Annotated in this window: 18 protein-coding genes; 7 read left to right on the top strand and 11 right to left on the bottom strand. The window is 69.9% G+C overall.

All coding sequences use genetic code 11. The features are described from left to right. Positions 1-26: 26 nt before the first annotated feature. The 10 genes from aspA to ACSYGO_RS06710 form a co-directional block, all read right to left on the bottom strand. Complete coding sequence (gene aspA / locus ACSYGO_RS06665; protein WP_460386095.1) at positions 27-1,439, bottom strand: aspartate ammonia-lyase; 1,413 nt, start codon at positions 1,437-1,439, stop codon at positions 27-29. A gap of 31 nt (positions 1,440-1,470) precedes the next feature. Beyond that, the gene (locus ACSYGO_RS06670) at positions 1,471-2,502 is read right to left on the bottom strand and encodes an asparaginase (RefSeq protein ID WP_426679870.1); all 1,032 of its coding nucleotides are present in this window, start codon (positions 2,500-2,502) and stop codon (positions 1,471-1,473) included. Positions 2,503-2,587: 85 nt separating this feature from the next. Next, on the bottom strand, positions 2,588-3,319 hold the full coding sequence (locus ACSYGO_RS06675; RefSeq protein ID WP_426679871.1) for a FadR/GntR family transcriptional regulator: 732 nt from the start codon (positions 3,317-3,319) through the stop codon (positions 2,588-2,590). A gap of 134 nt (positions 3,320-3,453) precedes the next feature. Beyond that, positions 3,454-4,290, bottom strand: coding sequence for an undecaprenyl-diphosphate phosphatase (locus ACSYGO_RS06680; protein ID WP_460386096.1), 837 nt, complete (start codon positions 4,288-4,290; stop codon positions 3,454-3,456). 83 nt (positions 4,291-4,373) lie between these two features. After that, positions 4,374-4,748: a fluoride efflux transporter CrcB gene (crcB, locus tag ACSYGO_RS06685; RefSeq protein ID WP_432174626.1), complete on the bottom strand. Its 375-nt coding sequence runs from the start codon at positions 4,746-4,748 to the stop codon at positions 4,374-4,376. Next, entirely contained in the window at positions 4,745-4,924 is a 180-nt protein-coding gene (locus tag ACSYGO_RS06690) for a hypothetical protein (protein ID WP_460386097.1), read from the bottom strand. Before ACSYGO_RS06690 ends, crcB (ACSYGO_RS06685) begins: the two co-directional genes overlap by 4 nt. Continuing rightward, positions 4,921-5,397 carry a fluoride efflux transporter CrcB gene (gene crcB / locus ACSYGO_RS06695; protein ID WP_460386098.1) on the bottom strand — a complete coding sequence of 159 codons (477 nt, stop codon included), beginning with the start codon at positions 5,395-5,397 and terminating at the stop codon, positions 4,921-4,923. Before crcB (ACSYGO_RS06695) ends, ACSYGO_RS06690 begins: the two co-directional genes overlap by 4 nt. Positions 5,398-5,767: 370 nt before the next feature. After that, positions 5,768-6,712, bottom strand: a complete 945-nt coding sequence (locus tag ACSYGO_RS06700; RefSeq protein ID WP_460389676.1) for an SMP-30/gluconolactonase/LRE family protein — start codon at positions 6,710-6,712, stop codon at positions 5,768-5,770. A gap of 55 nt (positions 6,713-6,767) precedes the next feature. Then, on the bottom strand, positions 6,768-7,055 hold the full coding sequence (locus tag ACSYGO_RS06705) for a helix-turn-helix domain-containing protein (RefSeq protein WP_426679878.1): 288 nt from the start codon (positions 7,053-7,055) through the stop codon (positions 6,768-6,770). A gap of 270 nt (positions 7,056-7,325) precedes the next feature. After that, the gene (locus tag ACSYGO_RS06710) at positions 7,326-8,834 is read right to left on the bottom strand and encodes an FAD-binding oxidoreductase (RefSeq protein ID WP_426679135.1); all 1,509 of its coding nucleotides are present in this window, start codon (positions 8,832-8,834) and stop codon (positions 7,326-7,328) included. A 419-nt stretch (positions 8,835-9,253) separates the two neighbouring features. On the opposite strand from ACSYGO_RS06710, the gene ACSYGO_RS06715 reads away from it, so the two are divergent. The 3 genes from ACSYGO_RS06715 to ACSYGO_RS06725 all read left to right on the top strand — a co-directional run bounded on the left by ACSYGO_RS06715 (position 9,254) and on the right by ACSYGO_RS06725 (position 13,510). Then, complete coding sequence (locus tag ACSYGO_RS06715; protein WP_460386099.1) at positions 9,254-9,799, top strand: hypothetical protein; 546 nt, start codon at positions 9,254-9,256, stop codon at positions 9,797-9,799. Positions 9,800-10,172: 373 nt separating this feature from the next. Further along, positions 10,173-11,612: a vanadium-dependent haloperoxidase gene (locus ACSYGO_RS06720; RefSeq protein ID WP_460386100.1), complete on the top strand. Its 1,440-nt coding sequence runs from the start codon at positions 10,173-10,175 to the stop codon at positions 11,610-11,612. A gap of 305 nt (positions 11,613-11,917) precedes the next feature. Continuing rightward, complete coding sequence (locus ACSYGO_RS06725) at positions 11,918-13,510, top strand: FAD-binding oxidoreductase (protein WP_460386101.1); 1,593 nt, start codon at positions 11,918-11,920, stop codon at positions 13,508-13,510. A 276-nt stretch (positions 13,511-13,786) separates the two neighbouring features. Here ACSYGO_RS06725 and ACSYGO_RS06730 read toward each other — a convergent pair whose 3' ends face one another. Beyond that, complete coding sequence (locus tag ACSYGO_RS06730; RefSeq protein ID WP_460386102.1) at positions 13,787-15,808, bottom strand: beta-galactosidase; 2,022 nt, start codon at positions 15,806-15,808, stop codon at positions 13,787-13,789. Between the two features lie 309 nt (positions 15,809-16,117). On the opposite strand from ACSYGO_RS06730, the gene ACSYGO_RS06735 reads away from it, so the two are divergent. The 4 genes from ACSYGO_RS06735 to ACSYGO_RS06750 are packed head-to-tail and all read left to right on the top strand — an operon-like array spanning position 16,118 to position 20,350. Continuing rightward, a complete protein-coding gene (locus ACSYGO_RS06735; RefSeq protein ID WP_460386103.1) occupies positions 16,118-17,449 on the top strand; it encodes an ABC transporter substrate-binding protein in 1,332 nt (443 codons plus the stop codon). After that, entirely contained in the window at positions 17,446-18,420 is a 975-nt protein-coding gene (locus ACSYGO_RS06740) for a carbohydrate ABC transporter permease (protein WP_460386104.1), read from the top strand. Before ACSYGO_RS06735 ends, ACSYGO_RS06740 begins: the two co-directional genes overlap by 4 nt. After that, positions 18,417-19,322: a carbohydrate ABC transporter permease gene (locus ACSYGO_RS06745; RefSeq protein WP_426679142.1), complete on the top strand. Its 906-nt coding sequence runs from the start codon at positions 18,417-18,419 to the stop codon at positions 19,320-19,322. Before ACSYGO_RS06740 ends, ACSYGO_RS06745 begins: the two co-directional genes overlap by 4 nt. Then, on the top strand, positions 19,319-20,350 hold the full coding sequence (locus ACSYGO_RS06750) for a LacI family DNA-binding transcriptional regulator (protein WP_426679143.1): 1,032 nt from the start codon (positions 19,319-19,321) through the stop codon (positions 20,348-20,350). The genes ACSYGO_RS06745 and ACSYGO_RS06750 overlap by 4 nt, the downstream gene beginning before the upstream one ends. The last annotated feature ends 180 nt before the right edge of the window (positions 20,351-20,530 follow it).

Genomic DNA, 20,530 nt, shown 5'->3' on the forward strand with positions numbered 1-20,530 from the left:
TCCGGTCCTGGCGCTCTTCGCCGGGTTCAGGCGGCCGGGGCGGCGCTGCCCGCGACGACCTCGGGACGCAGCAGGGCCTCCAGCCGTTCGGCGGGCAACAGCCCCTTCTCCAGGACGAGTTCGGCCACGCCGCGTCCGGTGGCGAGGGCTTCCTTGGCGATGTCGGTGGCCGCGGTGTACCCGATGTACGGGTTCAGTGCCGTCACCAGGCCGATGGAGTTCTCCACCGCCGCGCGCAGCACCTCGGTGTTCGCGGTGATCCCGGCGACGCACCGCTCGGCGAGGATGAGGCAGGCGGCCCGCAGATGGGTGATGCTCTGCGACAGCGCGTGCAGGATGATCGGCTCGAAGGCGTTCAGCTGGAGCTGTCCGGCCTCCGCGGCCATGGTGATGGTCACGTCGTTGCCGATCACCTCGAAGGCGACCTGGTTGACGACCTCGGGGATCACCGGGTTGACCTTGCCGGGCATGATGCTCGAACCCGCCTGCACCGGCGGCAGGTTGATCTCGCCGAAGCCGGCCCGCGGCCCGGACGACAGCAGGCGCAGATCGTTGCAGCTCTTGGAGAGCTTGACGGCGATCCTCTTGAGGACGCCCGACATCTGCACGAAGGCGCCGCAGTCCTGGGTCGCCTCGACCAGGTTGGCGGCGGTGACCAGCGGCAGTCCGGTGATGTCGGAGAGGTGGCGGCGCGCCGACTCGGCGTATCCGGCGGGGGCGTTGAGGCCGGTCCCGATGGCGGTGGCGCCGAGGTTGATCTCGTGGATCAGCTCGACGGCCTCGGCGAGCCGCCCGCGGTCCTCCTCGATCATCACCGCGTACGCCGAGAACTCCTGGCCCAGTGTCATGGGCACCGCGTCCTGGAGCTGGGTCCGCCCCATCTTCAGCACGTCGCGGAACTCGACGGCCTTGGCCGCGAAGGTGTCCTGGAGGACGGCCATCGCCTTGAGCAGCCCGCGCACCGCGAACACGGTCGCGATCTTGACGGCGGTCGGGTAGACGTCGTTGGTCGACTGGCCGAGGTTGACGTCCTCGTTGGGGTGGAGGTGCGCGTACTCGCCCTTGGCGTGTCCGAGCAGTTCCAGGGCCCGGTTGGCGACGACCTCGTTGGCGTTCATGTTGGTCGAGGTGCCGGCGCCGCCCTGGATGACGTCGACGACGAACTGGTCGTGCAGCTTGCCGTCCCGGATCTCGCGGCATGCGGCGACGACGGCCGCCGCCTTGCGGGGTTCCAGCAGCCCGAGTTCCTCGTTGGCGCGCGCGGCGGCCTCCTTGACGGCGGCGAGGGCGTCGATCAGGTGCGGGTGGGCGGAGATCGGGGTGCCGGTGACGGGGAAGTTCTCCGTGGCGCGCAGGGTGTGGATGCCCCAGTACGCGTCGGCGGGGACGTCACGGTCTCCGAGCAGGTCGTGTTCGCTGCGGTGGGCTGCGCCGGTCATGGCTGTGCGGTCCTCTTCCGGGAGGGGCGGTTCAGGCGTACGTGGGGTGGGTGAGCGGGTCGAGGGCGCGGGCCGGGCGGACGCTTCCGACCACCTCGCCTCCGCCGAGGAGCGGCGCGCCCGCGAACTCGGTGAGCGCTGCGGGGTCGACGCCGCAGCGTGCCAGGGCGGCGGCGGTCACCGGAACACGCGCCCGGTCGGCGCCGTCGGCGATCTTCACGGCGACGGCCCGGCCGTCCGGCAGCGCGGCGACCTGTACGCCTTCGAAGCCGTCCTTGGCGAGCAGACCCGGCACGGCGCGCATCAGCGCGGCGACGTCGCGCCCGGCTCCGGAGGCCATCTCGGCGTGCTCGCGCATGGCGTCGGCGACCCTGGCCTCGGGGGTGCCGGGCGCCGCGGTGGTCATCCGGGCGGCGGCGCGGGCCAGCCCGTGCAGCGAGACGGAGAACAGGGGCGCGCCGCAGCCGTCGACGGTGGTGCGGGCGACGGCCTGGCCGGTGAGGTCCTCGACGGTCTCCGCGATCGTCCGCTGGAGCGGGTGCGCGGGGTCGAGGTAGTCGTCGAGCGGCCAGCCGTTGAGGCGGGCGGTGTAGAGCATGGCGGCGTGCTTGCCCGAGCAGTTCTGGGCGAGCCGGGAGGGCGGGCGCTGGTCGCGCACCCAGGTTTCCCGTACGACGGGGTCGAAGGGCAGGTCGGGAACGTTGCGCAGCCGGTCCTCGGGCAGTCCGGCGAGGTCCAGGATGCGCCGGGTCCCGGTGAGGTGGCGTTCTTCGCCGGAGTGGCTGGCGGCGGCCAGCGAGAGCAGTTCGCCGTCCAGCGGCAGTCCGGCCCGCAGCATGGCCACGGCCTGGACGGGCTTGAGCGCCGAGCGGGGGTAGAAGGCGGCCTCGATGTCGCCGATCTGGAGTTCCACGCCACCGTCGGCGGCGAGGACGACCACGGATCCGTAGTGGATGCCCTCGATCACGCCGCCGCGTACGAGGTGGGCGACGGGGGCGTGCAGCGGTTCACGCACGGAGGGGGCCTCGGCCGGGCGGGCGGGGTGGGTCAGGGCCGGGTTCATGCGTCGGCTCCTTCGCGTATCGCGGCGGGCCGCGCCGTCGGGGCGGGGGCGCCGTGCTGCGGTACTGCTCGCGGGTGCTGCTCGCTCATGTCCGGGGTCCGCCTTCCGTGGCCGGGTCCGTGGCCTCGGGGCGCACGATGGAGGTGAGGGTGGTCTCGACGCGGTCGAGGTGGTGGGACATGGCCTGGACGGCGTCGTGCTCGGATCCGTCGATCAGCGCCTCGACGATCGCGCGGTGCTCGCGGTTGGACTGCTCGCGCCGGCCGCCGAGTTCGTTCAGGAACGCCGACTGGCGGGCCAGAGCGTCCCGGATCTCCTCGATGACCCGGCGGAAGACCGGGTTCTGCGACGCCTCGGCGACGGCGATGTGGAAGATCGTGTCCATGGCGACCCACGCGGTGGTGTCGGTCTCCCGTTCCATCCGGTCGAGGAGGTGGGCGAGGTGGTCGAGGTTCTCCGGGGTGCGTCGGACGGCCGCGTATCCGGCGACGGGGATCTCGACGTGACGGCGCACTTCGAGCAGGTCGCTCGCCGCGTAGTCGCCGAAGGTGGGGTCCTCGACCGCGCTCGCGACGACGAAGGTGCCCTTGCCGGTGCGCGACACGGTCAGGCCCATGACCTGCAGGGCCCGCAGGGCTTCGCGGAGCACGGGTCGGCTGACTTCGAGGCGGCGGCACAGCTCCGCCTCGGAGGGGAGTTTGTCGCCGATGGCGTAGTCGCCGCGCTCGATGGCGTCGCGGAGGTGGGTGAGCACCGCTTCCATGGCGCTGACGCGCCGCGGTACCGATCCACCTGTCTGGCTGTCTGACAGGTTCACGATGGCGATAATCCGTGGGACCGAGGCGCGCTGTCAAGCGAGGGCAGGGGCGAGGGCGGCGGGAGGGGAAACGGAGCAGGGGGTGCGAAGCCGGTTCTCCGGCTTCGCACCCCCTGATCCGGCGGCCCGTGGACTCAGCTGTCCAGGACCCCGGTGGTCAGCAGCCCGAACAGCAGGACGCCGATGACGAGCCGGTAGATCACGAACGCGTTGAAGGAGTGCTTGGCGACGAACTTCAGCAGCCAGGCGATCGAGCCGTAGGCGACGACGAAGGACACGACGGTGCCGACGGCCAGCGGGGCGGCGCCGACGCCCGCACCCAGGGCGTCCTTGAGCTCGTACAGGCCGGCGCCGGTCAGGGCCGGGATGCCGAGGAAGAAGGAGAGGCGGGTGGCCGCCACGCGGTCCAGGTCCAGGATGAGCGCCGTGGACATCGTGGCGCCCGAGCGGGAGAAACCCGGGAAGAGCAGGGCGAGGATCTGCGAGCTGCCGACCAGCATGGCGTCCTTGAAGGAGGTGTCGTCCTCACCCCGCTTGTGCCGCCCCATCTGGTCCGCGGCCCACATCACACCGCTGCCGACGATCAGCGAGCCCGCCACGACCCAGAGCGAGGCGAGCGGGCCCTCGATCAGCGGCTTGGCGGCGAGACCCACGACGACGATCGGGATGGTCGCGTAGATGACCCACCAGGCGAACTTGTAGTCGTGGTGCTGCCGCTCCTCCTTGTCCCGCAGGCCGCACCCCCAGGCGGAGACGATCCGCACGATGTCCTTGAAGAAGTACACGAGCACGGCGGCGATCGCGCCGACCTGGATGACCGCGGAGAACCCGACGACGGCGTCGTCGTCGACGGGGATGCCCATCAACCCTTCGGTGATCTTGAGATGACCGGTCGAGGAGACGGGGAGGAACTCGGTGACCCCCTCGACGGCTCCGAGGACGACGGCCTGACCGACGTTGATGACGCTCATGGGATCCAGTTCTGAGGAGTTGGTCGACAGTGCTGTAGACGGTACACGGCACAGTCTGGCCTATCCGCGGCGACGCCCGGCACCTACGTCCACAAAGCTTGCGCGAACGAGACCCCGGCGAACGCCGCGCCCAGGCCCGCCGTCACGCTCACGATCACGTTGGCCGCAGCGTAGAACCCCGCCCCCGTCTCCGTCAGCCGCACCGTCTCGTACGAGAACGTCGAATAGGTGGTCAGCGCCCCGCACAGGCCCGTGCCGATCAGCAGGTGCAGGTGCGGCGAGGCGTGACCCGAGGCGGCCGCCCCGGTCAGCAGCCCCAGGACGAGGGAGCCCGTCAGGTTGACGACGAGGGTGCCCCACGGGAAGGCCGAGTCGTGCTTCGTCCGCACCGCCCGGTCGGTCAGATAGCGCAGGGGTGCGCCGACCGCGGCCCCCATGATCACCAGCAGCCAGTTCACAACGACTTCTCACCTTCCCCGCCCTCGGGAAGGACGATCTCGCGGTCGTCGCGGACGATCGGTCCGCCGGTGACGCTCTCTTCGAGCCGCGGCGGGAACAGCGGCTCGTGGTGGCAGCTGTCGTGCTCGCCGGTGAGGACCGTCACGTGCGGGGCGCCGGCCGTCCGCCCTGTCATCGCCGCCTCCCTGCCACGGTGCGGCGGGTCGCCGCACCGGCGAGCCAGACCGCGGCGAGCGCCGCGATCAGCGTCGCGACGAGGTAGCCGAACCCGGGCCAGGGGCGTCCCTCGTCGACCAGCCTCTGGATGTCGACGACGTACGTGGAGAAGGTGGTGAATCCGCCGAGCACCCCAGTGCCGAAGAAGGGCCGCACCAGCCGGTGGGCGGCCCACACGTCGGTGATGAGGACCATGAAGACGCCCATCACGGCACAGCCGAGGACGTTCACCCAGAACGTGGTCCAGGGGAACCCGGCCGTCTCAGCGGGCCACAGTCGCGCGGCGCCGTAGCGCGCGGTGGCGCCGACCGCGCCGCCGACGGAGACCATCGCGACGACCGGCCCCTGGCCCTGCCACAGCGACGCCGTCCGCACGGACATGCGTACGGAAGCGCCGGGCTCCCGGACTCGTTCGGGACGTGGGGCTGTCATGCGCGCACTTCTCCTACTCGCCGGGCCCGGACGGCTCCGGGCGCACTTCGTCGCAAGTAGGGACCGTTGGCGGCACCGGTGCCGCGGTTCGGGTACGGCGGGCCCCACCGCCGCGCCGCGACGCAAGATCGCGGCCGCCGGACAGCCTAACGCCGGGAGGACGGAGCGCGCACACACGACCCGGTCCACGACCACCCGGCAGGGACCCGGGCCTCCGCGGCCTGGAGATCATGCCCTCCCGCCAGGCATCCAGGCGGTCGTCGAGGCCCGACGGATCGTCTTCTGACGGCGCGCAGATCCCTGACCCGCCGTGACCCGACGGATCACCCCATGACGGTGTGCGGGGTCCGGACCTCCCAGTGTCGGCGTATCACTCCGTCGCGGCGGGCAGGTCGCACACGCCGAGCCCCCGCTCCCACAGGCTCCCGAGGATCAGCCGGCCGTCGGCCTCGCAGGCGCTGGTGACCATGCGGAACCGGGAGCGGCGACGCGTCAGGTGGTGCAGCACCTCGCCCTGCTCGTCCACCGCGAGGGCGCCGATGGTGCCCGGGGGACGGAACGGCGCGCGGACGGCGATCCGTGCGGCGGCACGCCGCACGGCGGGCCCCGTCCGGTGCAGCAGTTCCAGCGGGGCGACGCGAGGTCCGGCGAGCGCCACCCAGATCGGGCCGCCGGGGGCGCGCCAGAGGTTGTCGGGCTGGCCCGGCAGATCGTCGACGAGGGTCTCCGCGCTGCCCTGCCGGGGACCGCCGAGCCAGTAGCGGGTCAGGCGCCGTGCCCCGGTCTGCGCGAGGACGAGGAAGGTCTCGTCGTGCGCGGCGACGAGACCGTTGGCGAACTGGAGGCCCTCCAGGAGGACTTCCGGCTCCTTCTCCCCCGGCGCCAGACGCAGCAGCCGGCCCGTTCCGGTGTGCTCGACGAGGTCGCCGATCCACTGTTCCAGCGGGTGGCTGCGGCTGGAGACGGTGAAGCAGACGGTGCCGTCGGAGAGTGCGGTCACGTTGCTGCAGAAGCGCAGGGGTTCGCCCGCCACGCTGTCGGCGAGGACGCGTACCGTGCCGTCGTCGAGGGCGATGCGCAGCAGTCCCCGCTTGGCGTCGCACACCAACAGGTCGTCGTCGGCGATGAGTTCGAGGCCCAGCGGCCTGCCGCCAGTCTCCGCCAGCACCTGGACGCGGGTGCGGCCGGAGTCCGCGAGTCCTTCGACGCGTACGATGCGGCCGTCCTCCAGACCTGTGAGCACCCTCCCCCGCGAGTCGGCGACCACGTCCTCCGGCCCTCGGCCGCCGAGCGGCACGAAACGCCGGGGCACCAGAGGGGACTTCTCCGGCCATGCGACCTGCGTCCGCCGCGACTTCGCGCCCACGCCACTACCAACCCTTCTGGAAGAAGAGACCGACCTCGGCGATGCGGTACTCGTCACGGCTGTAGAAGGTGCGCCGTCTGACGCGTTTCGCCCGCAGCAGTCCGACGCCGGTGAGCAGATCGAGGTGGGTGCGCGCGACCGCCCGGCTCACGCCCAGCTTCGCGGCCAGGGCTTCCGGGCTGACGCCGTCCTCGACGAGGTCGCCGTGACGTTGCGCCGGGAAGTGCGCGACGGGGTCCCGCAACCACTCCAGTATGTCCAGGCGTTGTCCACTCACGGGAGCCCTCAGCATCTCGTCCCCCTCCGTCACGACGGTCTCCCGCTACTGTCCCGCAGCACGGGGCGGCACGCACGGCGTTCTGCTTCTCTGGCCGGGGCCGATCGGGCGGACGGCGCGGCAGGGCGCGTTGCGCTGCCGTCACGGCCCGGCCGGCGCGCACGGTGGCCGGGCCGTGACGGCAGCGGTGGCCGAAGATCGCCGTGCCTGGCCTCCTCATGGATGAGGGGGCCAGGCACGGCTGAGCCCCCTCACCTGTGGGGAGGGGGCTCGGGCCGTGATCGGTCAGCAGACCGCGGGCGGGACGCTCTGCTCGTACTGGAAGACGTTGTCGGGGTCGTACTTCGCCTTGATCTTGCGGAGCCGGTCGAAGTTGTTCCGCCAGTAGGCGGTTTCCCAGTCCTGCTGCGCGATGTTCGGCACGTTGACGTAGGCGCCGTCCACGTAGGTCCGCAGGGCCTGGCTGAACTCGGCGATCCAGGCCTGGCACTGCGAGGTGAGCGGGTCACAGACGCCCGGCTGGTCGCTGCGCTTCCCCCAGCCGACGCCGGGTTCGGAGTAGAAGAGCGCGTCGCGGTGCGGGAAGGCGGTGCCGCCGCGAGGGCTCTTCCTGACGTTCCCGCCGAAAGCCTGGACGAAGAAGTTGCTGTCGTCCGTCGGGGCGCTCTTGATGAACGAGTCGACGATGTCGATCGCGTCCTTCGGGAACGGCTTTCTGGTGAACTGCGAGTGGAACTTCCAGTTCGCCGGTTCTTGCTCGATCGGAATCTGGAATCCCGAGTACACGTCGCCCCAGTTGCCGACCTGCGTGGTGACCGTCGGGCTGTCGATCGACAGGATCGGGTCCAGCAGCTTCTTCGTCTCGTCCGGCGTTCCTTCGGGGAGAACCCCGAACAGGAAGATCTGGTTCCGGTGGATCTCGAGCTGGGTTCCGAGGCGGGCGTCGGTGGTCGGCGCCGTGCTCTGGTATGCCTCGAAGAGGGCGCGGAGGTTGTCGACGCCCTGCCACGTCGCCTGGAGATAGGTGACGCTCCTCAGCGGAGCCACTTTGTAGGTCAGTGAGGTGACGATGCCGTAGTTGCCGTTCCCCGCGCCGCGCAGCGCCCACAGCAGGTCCGCATTGTGGTTCAGGTCCGCCTTGATCGCCTTGGCGCACTCCTTGCCCGCCGGGACGACGATCTCGGCCCCCACCAGGCTGTCGCAGGCCATGCCGAGCCACCGGGTGAGGAAGCCGAATCCGCCACCGAGCGTGGCACCGGACAGGCCCACGCTGCCTTCGGTGCCTGTCGTCACCGCGAAGTTCTGCTTCGCGAGCGTGGTCACCGCTTCCTCCTGATTGAGCCCGGCGCCGACCGTCGCGATACGCGACTTGGTGTCGACATGCACCGACTTCAACTCGCTGATGTCGATCACGAGGCCGTTGTCCACGTTCGACCAGCCCTCGAGGGCATGGCGACCGCTCCGCACCCGCACCGCCACGTCGTTCTGCCGCGCCCACGTCAGGGCGTTGACCACGTCCTGGGTGTTCTGGGCGAAGACGATGACCAGCGGATAGTGGGAGAAGAGTTGGTCCCAGCCGAGGCGCGCGTCCGTGTATCCCGAGTCCTCGGGGCGGACGATGCGGCCGGTCAGCTTCGCCGGCGCGCACTCCGCCCCGTACCCCTCACCCCCGGATGCGCCGGTCACGGCGCTCGCACCGGGGGCCGCGGCTGCCGCGACGCCCGGCACGACGACCGCACCGGCACCGGCCACCGCCGTCGCCTTGAGCAGTCCGCGACGGGAGAAATCGTTCATGGTTCGTGTCCTCTCGACCACCAGAACGCGCGAAATCGGTTCTTTATGGATGATTTAGGCGAAGTGGACGGTAGCAATGCCGAACGCGGGAAACCGTCTCGACACGCTCGCAACCAGCACCAAGACGCCTGACTCCGCCGCTCCCCGCCTCTCGCGTCAGCCTCGCCCGGACGAACCGCCAGCGCGGCGGCAAACCGGGCCGAGGCTTGTGGCGCGCGGAGGTCCGACGGACGAGCAGTAGACAGTGCTGGAGCCACGGGCCAAGACCCCGCGCAGGTCGGCTGCGCGGGTGATCCCTCACGTCATCGTGTTACCGCGATGTCCTACTTCGGGAATCGGTGCACTCATGCAGCCGCCATTCCCCACTCCTGACACCTTGAAAGGTAAACACCATCATCACGCCGCAAAGAGGAGATAATGTGCTTACGAATAATTCCACCCCGGTGAAGCATATCCGAACGGCTGCGCCTTATGGCGCGAGGGCCCGTTCGAGGGTTCTCGCCGCCGTCACCGCTGCCGGCATCCTCGCAGGAACAGCGCTCGCACAGTCGTCGGCGTACGCCGCCGAGAGAGCCGACCGTTCAACACGTGCCACATCCAAGAGTGTCCACGCCGCGGATGATTGCGCGAAGTCCTCGGGATTCGCGCTGGTGGTCGAGCTCTATCTCAAGGACGCCGCGGCGGCCCGCGCGTACGACAGGCTCGTGGCGCGTACGGTCCCTAAAATTCAAGCCCACGAGCCCAACACCTTGGTATACACGGAGAATCAGCCCGTCGGCGGCGGAATCGATCGAGTCCAATACGAACTCTATCGCGACGAGGCGGCATTCACCTTCCACAGCAACGCGTCCTACATTCAGGAATACGTGGCGGAGCGGGAGAAATACATTGTCGGATACAAGGTGACAAAATACTGCCTTGTCGACGGATTCGACAGGGGATCCAGCGACACCCATCCCAACTGATATTCCAGCCGCAGATCGCTGGAGATCGGTCCCGATCGCGACCCCGGGCGGCCGACGTGCCGAGTGGGCGCGCTTTCTCCATGGAGTCGGTGTCGGGCGGCCGCTCTTCCATGGATCCGGAAATCGCTCGGACAAGTGAGATCTCCACGCCTGGGCGATCGCAACTCGGTTCTACTGTCCATCATGACTGGATGGGCACTTCCGCGTAAATTCTAAAGTCACACGAGATACACGGCATATCGGCGTGGTTGATCTTAATTTTAAGATATCCGACATTACGCTGCCGCTGTTCATCGGCGACATCGAAAGGAATGCCGTGTCTCTCAATCCGCATCATGGCCGTCGGTCGGCCGTGCAGTCTGCGCTCCCGCGCTTGAAGTCCCGTTTCGGCGGGCGCCAGGGACGCCTACGGGCCGCCGTCGTGGCCGGTGCCCTGCTCGCCGGGCTGAGTCCGGTGGCGGCCGGCGAGCCACCGGCCGCCGCCGCGACCGGGCACAAGGACGATCCGACGCAGTACTGGAACAAGGTCCTGCTCCAGACGTTCCGCAATGCGCGGGGCTGGGACGCCTCGCCCGGCAAACTCTCCCGGTCCGGGGCAATGGTCTTCGCGGCGATCTACAACGCGGAGAGCGCCTATCAGTACACGTACGGAACCCTGAAGTACGAGCCGTACCTCAGTCGGCCGCTGAAGTACGCCGACAAACACTCGCGACCAGGTCCGGACGAGGAGGAGCGGCTGATCGACCGCACGGCGTACCGGATCATCTCGCAGCTGTACCCGGGCGATCAGGCCTACATCGACGCCCAGTACCGGGCCCGGACCGGCCGCTCCCCCCACTCCTACGACCCCCTCGACCGCCTGGTGGTCGACCCCGTGGTGAAGCAGATCAACAAAGCCCGCGCGGGCGACGGTTCGGACAACCCGGACGTCTACAGCGGCGACACCACCACACCTGGAGCCTGGCGGCCGACGGGTGAGGAGGCGACGGCTGACGAAGGGGCCTGCAAGCAGCCGAGCGACGCGGTGACCCCGAACTGGGGCAAGGTGAAGCCGTTCGTGCTCCGCTCCGGCTCGCAGTTCCGGCCTCCCACCCTGCGCGGCTTCACGAACTACGCCGATCTGGTGGCCAGCCCGGAGTACGCAGCCCAGGTCGACGAGGTACGACGGGTCGGTGCCGTCGACTCCACCGAGCGCACCCACGAACAGACCGTCATCGGCTGGTTCTGGGACCATGACCTGAACGGCACCTACCACCCCCCGGGACAACTGCTCGAACTGACCGGGACCATCGCCAAGAAGTTCAAGCTCGACACGTACGAGACCACCCACTTGTTCGCGCTGTCGGCGCTGTCGTTGGCGGATGCCGGAATCGCGGCCTGGGACAGCAAGTTCGACTCCCCGATCAACGAGTGGCGCCCGGTGTCCGCGATCCGGGCGACGGGCGGCCCGAACGCGACCTGGGAACCTCTCAGCGCGGACCGTTCAGGGGCACCGTTCACCCCGTGCTTCGTCGCCTGGACCTCCGGGCACGCCAACTTCACGGCTGCTTGGGCAACTGCGATGCAGCACTTCTTCAAGCGTGACGACGTCTCGTTCATCGCGCACTCCGAGGACCCGCACACCCTCGAGTCGTACCGCCGGATCAACAGCTTCAGCCAGGTCGCCGAGGAGGGCGAGTTCAGCCGGCTCTATCTGGGCGTGCACTTCCGCTGGGACGCCGAGGACGGCAGGGAGATCGGCACCAACGTCGGCGACTACGTGTTCGCCAACGCGCTGCAGCCGACACGACGGGACCAGCCGCAGGGGCACTGAAACGACACCCGTCCTGTGGACGTCCGGGAAGCCGTCGGCGCCTTTGCCGAGAACCGCATGGCAAAGGCGCCGGCGGCACGTCCGTAGCGGCGGTGAAGGCGTCGGCATCCGGCGAGCCGGGCCATGGTGCGTTCGACGGGCCGGCGGTACCGGTGTCTGAGCTGTTCGGCGGTGCGTCTCTCGTCCTTTCGCGTGGTGGGTCCGGCGAGTGGACGACAGACGGGGATGGCACCGGTCGACGACCAGTGAACTGGCCGACGGAGTCGCAGGACGAGTCTGCGACCGCTGCGTGAGGGTAGGTCACTGTGATCGACAGGCGGGACGTGCTGCGGGCAGGTGTGCTGGGCGGCGTCGCCGGCACGCTGGGACTGCAGGCACCGGACAGTGCGGCTGCGGCAGCTGAGGCGGCGGGGCCGGTCGGCGCTCGGGACTGGAAGCGGCTGGCCGATGCGCTGTCCCCGGGGGCCACGCTCTACCGGCCGAACGGCTCCGAATACGAGTCGCTGGCCTTGCCGTTCAACCACAGGTACGCCGGAATTCGACCTGCCGGCATCGTCGCCTGCGCGACCACCGAGGACGTGTCGGCAGCGATCCGCTGGGCTCGCTCGGTGGGGCTGCCCGCCGTGCCTCGCACCGGGCTGGGACACAACTACGCCGGGTTTTCGACCACCACGGGCCTGCTGCTGAACATGGCCCGCATGAAGAGCATCGTCTCCACCCCGGCGCCGGGCGGTGCCCGCTCCCGGGTCTACGGGCCGATGAAGGTCGTGCACGACGCGGGTACCGTCACCGTGGGCGCCGGTGTCACCAATGGCGACCTGCATCCCCTGTTGGAGGACCACGGCATGTTCGTGCCGACCGGTCGTTGCCCCAGCGTCGGGGTCGCGGGGCTGGTGCTCGGCGGCGGTATCGGCTTCAGCGACAAGATGTTCGGGCTGACCTGCGACCGGCTCATCGGCACAACCGTCGTGCTCGCCGACGGACGCACGGTCGAGGCCGACGAGGATGCGCACCCCGACCTGTTCTGGGCCTGCCGCGGCGGAGCCGGCAACAACTTCGGCGTCCACACCTCGTTCACCTTCCAGTACGAGCAGTTCGAGGGCACCGTGGGCTTCTACCAGCTCCGCTGGAGCCTGGACTCCGTACTACCGGTACTCGCCGCCGCGCAGCGCATCGCCCAGGACACCGTGGGCGACGGCCGGTTCCATCTGCGTCTGGGCATCGGCACCAGCGGGACGGCCCGGACGCAGATCCATGCGAATGCCAACGTCAACGCGATCGGCCAGTTCTACGGCACCGTCCAGGAACTGCGTGCCATCCTCGACCCGCTGCTCAAGATCGGCACGACCGAGGAGCGCGACCGCAACAGCGCTTCCGTTCGTCAGGTCACGCCCGGTGAGGCGAGCGAACTGCTGAGCGCCACCACACCGATCGACCGCTTTGCCACCAAATCGGCGATCCTGGACTCCCGAACTCTCCTGACCGATCAGCAGGTCGGAGCGGCGGCCGAGCGCCTGCTGGAATGGCCCGGCAGCAACAACGAGGACGGAGCCGGGTTCGCCATGTTCGCCCTCGGCGGTGAGATCAACGAGGTACCGCCGGACGCGACCGCGTTCGTGCACCGAAACGACCTCTTCGTCTTCGCCGCCGAGACCTCGTGGGCGGACTACGACCGCCCCGACGTCGCCGAGGCCAACCTCCACTGGCTCAAGCAGTTCTACGACGACATCTTCCCCCGCAAGGCGCCCGACCAGGCGTACCAGAACTTCCCCGACCCGACGCTGAAGAACTGGCGGGAGGCCTACTACGGCGCGAACTACCCCCGTCTGGTCAAGGTGAAGCGGAAGTACGACCCGACCGGCTTCTTCGACTACCCGCAAGCGATCGGCTCGAGTTGAGCCCCGAGTCCGCTGTGTTCGACCTTGTCGAGGCCTGCGCTCCGCGCTTCGGGCGCGAGCGGCAGTACGGCGATGCTGCCCGGCCATCGGGCCGCGGCCCCGGCCCCGGCCCCGGCCGGCGGTGGTGCCCGGCGGCGGGCCGCGGACCCGCACGGCCGTCGTAACCGGCGAGCGGAACGCGGCCCCGGCCTGCGGTGATACCCAACGGGCGGGGCCCCGGACCCGGTCCACGGTCGTGCTCGGCGAACGGACCGCGGACCTGGACGGCGGTCGCGCTCAGTCGTCGAGCCGGACGACCCGGACGGCGCCCGCGGGAACCGCGAGCCGGCCCGCGGCGCGTTCGCCGGTCAGCAGTTCCGTGCCGTGCGCGTCGAGCGGCACCTTGGTATCGGTGGACGTGTGGTTGACGGCGAAGAGGTAGGTGCCCGACTCGCCCGTGCGGCGCACCACTTCGACGTCACGGGGCAGTTCGGCGCGGGGCGCGATGCGTGCGTCGTCGGTCGCCCGGCCGAGCAGGGCGTCCAGGCCCTGGGTGCCGAGGCGCGTCGACACGTACCAGGCAGAGCCCTGGCCGAGGCGGTTCCGGGTGACGGCCGGGTGGCCCGCGGTGAGTCCGTCGGCGTACGTCCAGACGGTCTCGGCGCCGCGCGGCACGACGAACTCGGTCCACACGTCACCGGTGAGTTCGGAGCCGTCGGGGCCGGTGATCCGGGTGCGCTCCCCCGCGAGGAGGGGCGAGAACTCCTCGACGGTCAGGCCGAGTACGTCGCGCAGGGCGCCCGGGTAGGGGCCCGCGTGCACGGCGTCGTGTTCGTCGACGATGCCGGAGAAGTACGAGACGACGAGGGTGCCGCCGCTTTCGACGTACTCCCTGAGGTTGTTCCCGGCCGCCTCCGTCATCAGGTAGAGAGCGGGAACGACGACAAGGGGATAGGCCGACAAGTCGGCTTCCGGGTGGGCGAAGTCGACCGTGAGGTGGCGGTCGTAGAGCGCCTCGTAGAAGGCGTCGGCGCGTTCGCGGGCGTCGTGGTCCTCGCTGGGGCGCCACTGGAGGCCCTGTGCCCACCAGGAGTGCCAGTCCCAGAGCACGGCTGCGTCGGCGACGGTGCGGGTGCCCTTGACCGGGGCCAGCGCGTCGACGGACGCCCCGAGTTCGAGGACCTCGCGCCACACCCGGGAGTCGGTGCCCGCGTGCGGCAGCATCGACGAGTGGAACTTCTCGGCGCCGCGCCGGGACTGGCGCCACTGGAAGAACATGGCTCCCTCGGAGCCGCGCGCCACGTGTGCGAGGGAGTTGCGGGCCATCTGGCCGGGGGCCTTGGCGGGGTTGCGGGGCTGCCAGTTGACGCCGGACGTGGAGTGTTCGAGCAGCAGCCAGGGCGCGCCGCCGGCGACCGAGCGGGTGAGGTCGGCGGCCATCGCGAGGTTCACGTGGGTGCGTCGGCCGTCGGTGATCAGGTAGTGGTCGTTGGTGACGAGGTCGACCTCGCGGCCCCAGGCCCAGTAGTCGACGGAGTCGCACTGGCTCAGCGCGGTCATGAAGTTGGTGGTGACGGGGATGCCCGGGGCGAGGCGGTGCAGGATGTCGCGCTCGGCGACGAAGTTCTCGCGCATGGTCTCGTCGGCGAACCGGCGGTGGTCCAGGGCCTGGGCCGGGTTGCCGACCGTCGGGGTGACGCGCGGCGGGTCGATCTGGCCGAAGTCCGCGTAGCGCTGTCCCCAGAAGGCGGTTCCCCAGGCCTCGTTGAGTGCCTCGACGGTGCCGTAGGTGCGGGTGAGCCAGCGCCGGAAGTGCGCGGCGCAGGACTCGCAGTAGCAGGCCGAGACGGGGACGCCGTATTCGTTGTGGACGTGCCACAGGGCGAGTGCGGGGTGGTCGGCGTAGCGGGTGGCGAGCCGGGTGGTGATGTTCGCGGCGGCGGCCCGGTAGTGGGTGTTGCTGTGGCAGATGGCGCCGCGTGAGCCGAACGCGTAGCGGGTGCCGTCGGCGGCCACGGGCAGCGCGTCGGGGTGTTCCCGGTAGAACCAGGCGGGGGGCGCGACGGTGGGTGTGCCCAGGTCGGCGCGGATGCCGTTGTCGTGGAGCAGGTCGAGCAGGCGGTCGAGCCAGCCGAATGTGTAGGTGCCCGGGGCCGGTTCGAGCAGGGCCCAGGAGAAGATCCCGACGCTCACCATCGTGACGCCCGCCTCGCGCATCAGCCGGACGTCCTCGTGGCGTACGTCTTCCGGCCACTGCTCGGGGTTGTAGTCCCCACCGAAGGCGAGCCCGGTGAGGCCCTTGGGGGTGGTCTCCGGCATGGATCTCTCCCGATGTGTCGATCATTTGGGAACGTGCACACACGTGCTCAGTGGCGCGAGGCCAACATAACCGCACAGCAACAACCATTGACAAGTGTCGAGGATGTTTCTCTACTGTGAACGCTCACAGAAGCACCGCACCGGAGCCGACGGGCGCGCCGGTGTCGTGGGTGTGAGCGCGCGCCGGCCCCGTGGGCCGGGCGCGGCCGCGCCTTTCGACCATCGGCCCGAGCGCCTGGGCGGCGAGCGGCCAGGGAACACCGCAGGTCTCCGCAGCGGGCGGGGACCCAGGTCAGGGGAGAACGATCCATGCCCAACACGCAGCACAGCCGGCTCCGTCGATGGGGTGCCACCACCGTCGCCGCCGTCCTTGGCGCCACCGCGCTCGCCGCATGCGGCTCGGAGGACTCGAAGGACAGCCAGGCCGAGTCCGGGCCCGCGTCGCTGACGTACTGGACCTGGGCCCCGGGCATGGACAAGGTCGTGGACCTCTGGAACAAGGGGCCCGGCAAGGAGCAGCAGATCACCGTCACGGTGAAGAAGCAGGCGTCGGGCGACACGCTCGTCACCAAGATCCTCACCGCGCACAAAGCGCACAAGGCCCCCGACCTGGTCCAGGCCGAGTACCAGACGCTGCCGACCCTCGTCAGCAATGACGCCCTCGCCGACATATCGGGGGACGTGGACGGCGCGAAGAGCAAGTTCGCCGACGGCGTCTGGCAGCAGACCACCCTGGGCTCGGACGCGGTGTACGCGATCCCGCAGGACATCGGCCCGATGATGTTCTACTACCGCGAGGACCTCTTCAAGAAGTACGGCCTGACCGTCCCCACGACCTGGGAGCAGTTCGCCGAGACGGCGCGCGCGCTGAAGAAGAAGGCACCGGACAAGGCCCTGACCACCTTCTCCGCCAACGACTCCGGCCTGTTCGCGGGACTCGCCCAGCAGGCGGGAGCGAAGTGGTGGACCACCTCCGGCGACAAGTGGAAGGTCGGCATCGACGACGCGGCGACCCGGAAGGTCGCCGACTTCTGGGGCGGCTTGGTCAAGGAGGGCGTGATCGACAACCAGCCGATGTACCAGCCGGCCTGGAACAAGGCCCTGAACACCGGCAAGCAGATCGCCTGGGTGAGCGCGGTGTGGGCACCGGGCACCCTGACCACCGCCGCTCCCGACACCAAGGGCAAGTGGGCGATGGCACCGCTGCCGCAGTGGTCGGACAGCGACGACGTCACCGGCAGCTGGGGGGGCTCCTCGACGGCCGTCACCACGGACTCCAAGCACCGGGCCGCCGCCGCGAAGTTCGCCGCGTGGCTGAACACCGACCCGAAGGCGGTGGCCGCGATGGCCAAGGAGGGCGGCATCTACCCCGCCTCCACCAGCGCGCAGCTCAGTGACGCGTTCACCCAGCCGCCGGCCTTCTTCTCCAACCAGCCGGACTTCTACACCAAGGCCTCCGAGATCGCGAAGACCACCGCGCCGTCCGCGTGGGGCCCGAACGTGAACGTCGCCTACACGTCCTTCAACGACGCCTTCGGCGCCGCCGCCAAGAACAAGTCCGACTTCGGCGCCGCCCTGACGACGATGCAGGACACCACGGTCGCCGACCTGAAGAAGCAGGGCTTCGGGGTCGCTCAGTGACCACGGCACACCGGGAGCCGTACGGGGCCGAAGGGGCCCCGTACGCCCTCCCGTCCCGCACCACCGCCCGCGAACGAGCGCGCTCCGCCCCCTACTTCTTCCTGCTCCCCGCGACGGTTCTCTTCGTCCTGTTCTCCGCCCTGCCCATCGGCTATGCGATCTGGCTGAGCCTGCACAAGGTCCAGGTCAAGGGGCTGGGGCTGGGCTCCGGCGCCCGCACGGAGATCTGGGCGGGCCTGGAGAACTACACCGACGCCCTCACCGACAGCGAACTGCTCGACGGGGCGCTGCGGGTCCTCGGCTACGGCGCCATCGTGATCCCGGTGATGCTCGGCCTCGCCCTGCTCTTCGCGCTGATGCTCGACACGGACAAGGTGCGGCTCGCCCCGGTCACCCGGCTCGCGATCTTCCTGCCGTACGCCATTCCGGGCGTCGTCGCCGCACTGCTGTGGGGCTTTTTGTACCTCCCGGACGTCAGCCCCTTCTACTTCGTCCTGGACAGGCTGGGTATGCCGCAGCCGAACCTGCTGGACGGCGGGCCGCTGTACCTGGCCCTGTCCAACATCGCCGTCTGGGGCGGCACCGGTTTCAACATGATCGTCATCTACACCTCGCTGCGGGCCATCCCGGCCGAGGTGTACGAGGCGGCGAAGCTGGACGGCGCCTCGCCGCTGCAGATCGCGCTGCGGATCAAGATTCCGATGGTGGCGCCCTCCCTGATCCTCACCTTCTTCTTCTCGATCATCGCGACGCTCCAGGTGTTCAGCGAGCCGACCACCCTCAAGCCGCTCACCAACTCCGTCTCCACGACCTGGAGTCCGCTGATGAAGGTGTACCGGGACGCGTTCGGCGCGGGCGACATCCACGCGGCGGCCGCCGAGGCCGTGATCATCGCCCTGGTCACCCTGGTCCTGTCGTTCGGCTTCCTGCGCGCCGCCAACTCCCGTACCAAGCAGGGGGAAGCACGATGAGTTCTCTCGCCGTCCGCAAGGCCGCACCGGCCGCCGGTACGACACCGGGGACCGCCCAGGGCCCGCCGCTGCGCCGCCGGATCGCCCTGGTGCCGACACTGACGCTGCTGCTCGGCGCCCTCTACTGTCTGCTGCCCGTGGCCTGGGTGGTGATCGCCTCCACCAAGTCCGGCCGTGAGCTGTTCTCGACGTTCACGTTCCTGCCGGGCACGGGTTTCACCCAGAACCTGCGGGACCTCGGCGCCTACCGCGAGGGCATCTACTGGAGGTGGATGGGCAACTCCGCCCTGTACGCCGGTCTCGGCGCCCTGCTGTCGACAGCCGTCTCCGCGCTCAGCGGATACGGGCTCGCGATCTACCGCTTCCGCGGCCGCGAAACCGTCTTCGGCGTCCTGATGGCAGGGGTGCTGATGCCTCCGGTGATCCTCGCCATCCCCCAGTACCTGCTACTGGCGAAGGCCGACCTCACCGACTCGTACGCCTCCGTCCTGCTCCCCCTCGTCCTCTCCCCGTACGGCATCTATCTGGCGCGGATCTACGCCGCCGCGGCCGTGCCCGGTGACGTGGTCGAGGCCGGCCGGATGGACGGAGCGAGCGAGTGGCGGATCTTCACCCGCATCGCGCTGCCGATGATGGTGCCGGGGCTGGTGACGGTGTTCCTGTTCCAGTTCGTGGCCGTGTGGAACAACTTCCTGCTCCCCTACATCATGCTCAGCGACGACGAGAAGTTCCCGATCACGCTCGGACTGTTCACCCTCCTCGAACAGGGCTCCAACACCCCGGCGCTGTACACCCTCGTGATCACCGGAGCCATGCTCGCCGTCCTCCCGCTGATCGCGCTCTTCCTGATCATCCAGCGCTTCTGGAGCCTCGATCTGCTGTCAGGAGCCGTAAAGTCGTGACCATGAGCAACACGGGGGGCCGGCGCAAGCCGCCGACGATCCACGACGTCGCCCGCGAGGCAGGAGTGTCGCGGGGCACGGTGTCACGGGTGCTCAACGGCGGACACTACGTCAGCCCCTCGGCGCAGGAGGCGGTCAACGCCGCCATCCGCAGGACGGGTTACGTCGTGAACCGGCACGCCCGCTCCCTGATCACCGGACGCTCCGACTCGATCGGCTTCCTGCTGACCGAACCGCAGGAGCGGTTCTTCGAGGACCCCAACTTCAACGTCCTGCTGCGCGGCTGCACCCAGGCGCTCGCCGCGCACGACGTGCCCCTGCTGCTGATGCTCGCGGGCACCGAGGACGAGCGGCGCCGCATCACGCGGTACATCACCGCCGGACATGTCGACGGGGTGCTGCTGGTCTCCAGCCACTCCGGCGACCCGGTCGCCGAGGAACTGCGTGAGGCGGGGGTGCCGCTGGTCGCCTGCGGCAAGCCGATCGGTCTGGGGTCCAGGGTCAGCTATGTCGCCGCCGACGACCGGGACGGCGCCCGCGACATGGTCGCCCATCTGCTGTCGACCGGGCGGCGCCGGATCGGCACCGTCACAGGTCCGCTCGACACACCGGGCGGCGTCGAGCGCCTGGCCGGCTACCGGGAGGTGCTCTCCCAGGCGGGCATCGAGGCCGACGACCGCCTCGTCGTCTCCGGCGACTACAGCCGGGCAAGCGGCGAGGCGGCGGCCGAGCGGCTCCTTGAGCAGGTACCCGACGTGGACGCGGTGTTCGTCGCCTCGGACCTGATGGCACAGGGGGTGCTGACCGCCCTGCACCGGGCGGGCCGCCGGGTCCCGGAGGACGTGGCCGTGGGCGGTTTCGACGACTCCCCCGCCGCCACCGCGTCCAGCCCGGCCCTCACCACGATCCGCCAGCCCTGGGACCGCATCAGCGCCGAGATGGTGCGGGTGCTGCTGGCCGAGATCGGGGGCGAGGATCCCGCGGCGGTGATCCTGCCGACGGAGCTGGTGCGGCGCGAGTCGACCTGACGCCGACGGCCGTCGGTCGCGCCGGGGACGGCTCCGCGGCCCGCCCCGGCGCGACCGGTCAGGATTCGAGAAGCCGCCCGGGACCGCGGCGATCTAGCGTGAAGGCGTCGGCGGGAGCACCGCCGGCGCTCGGAGCGCCCCCGTAGGCGACGGGCACCGCACGCAGGACACGTACCACGA

This window comes from Streptomyces krungchingensis (assembly GCF_054729265.1).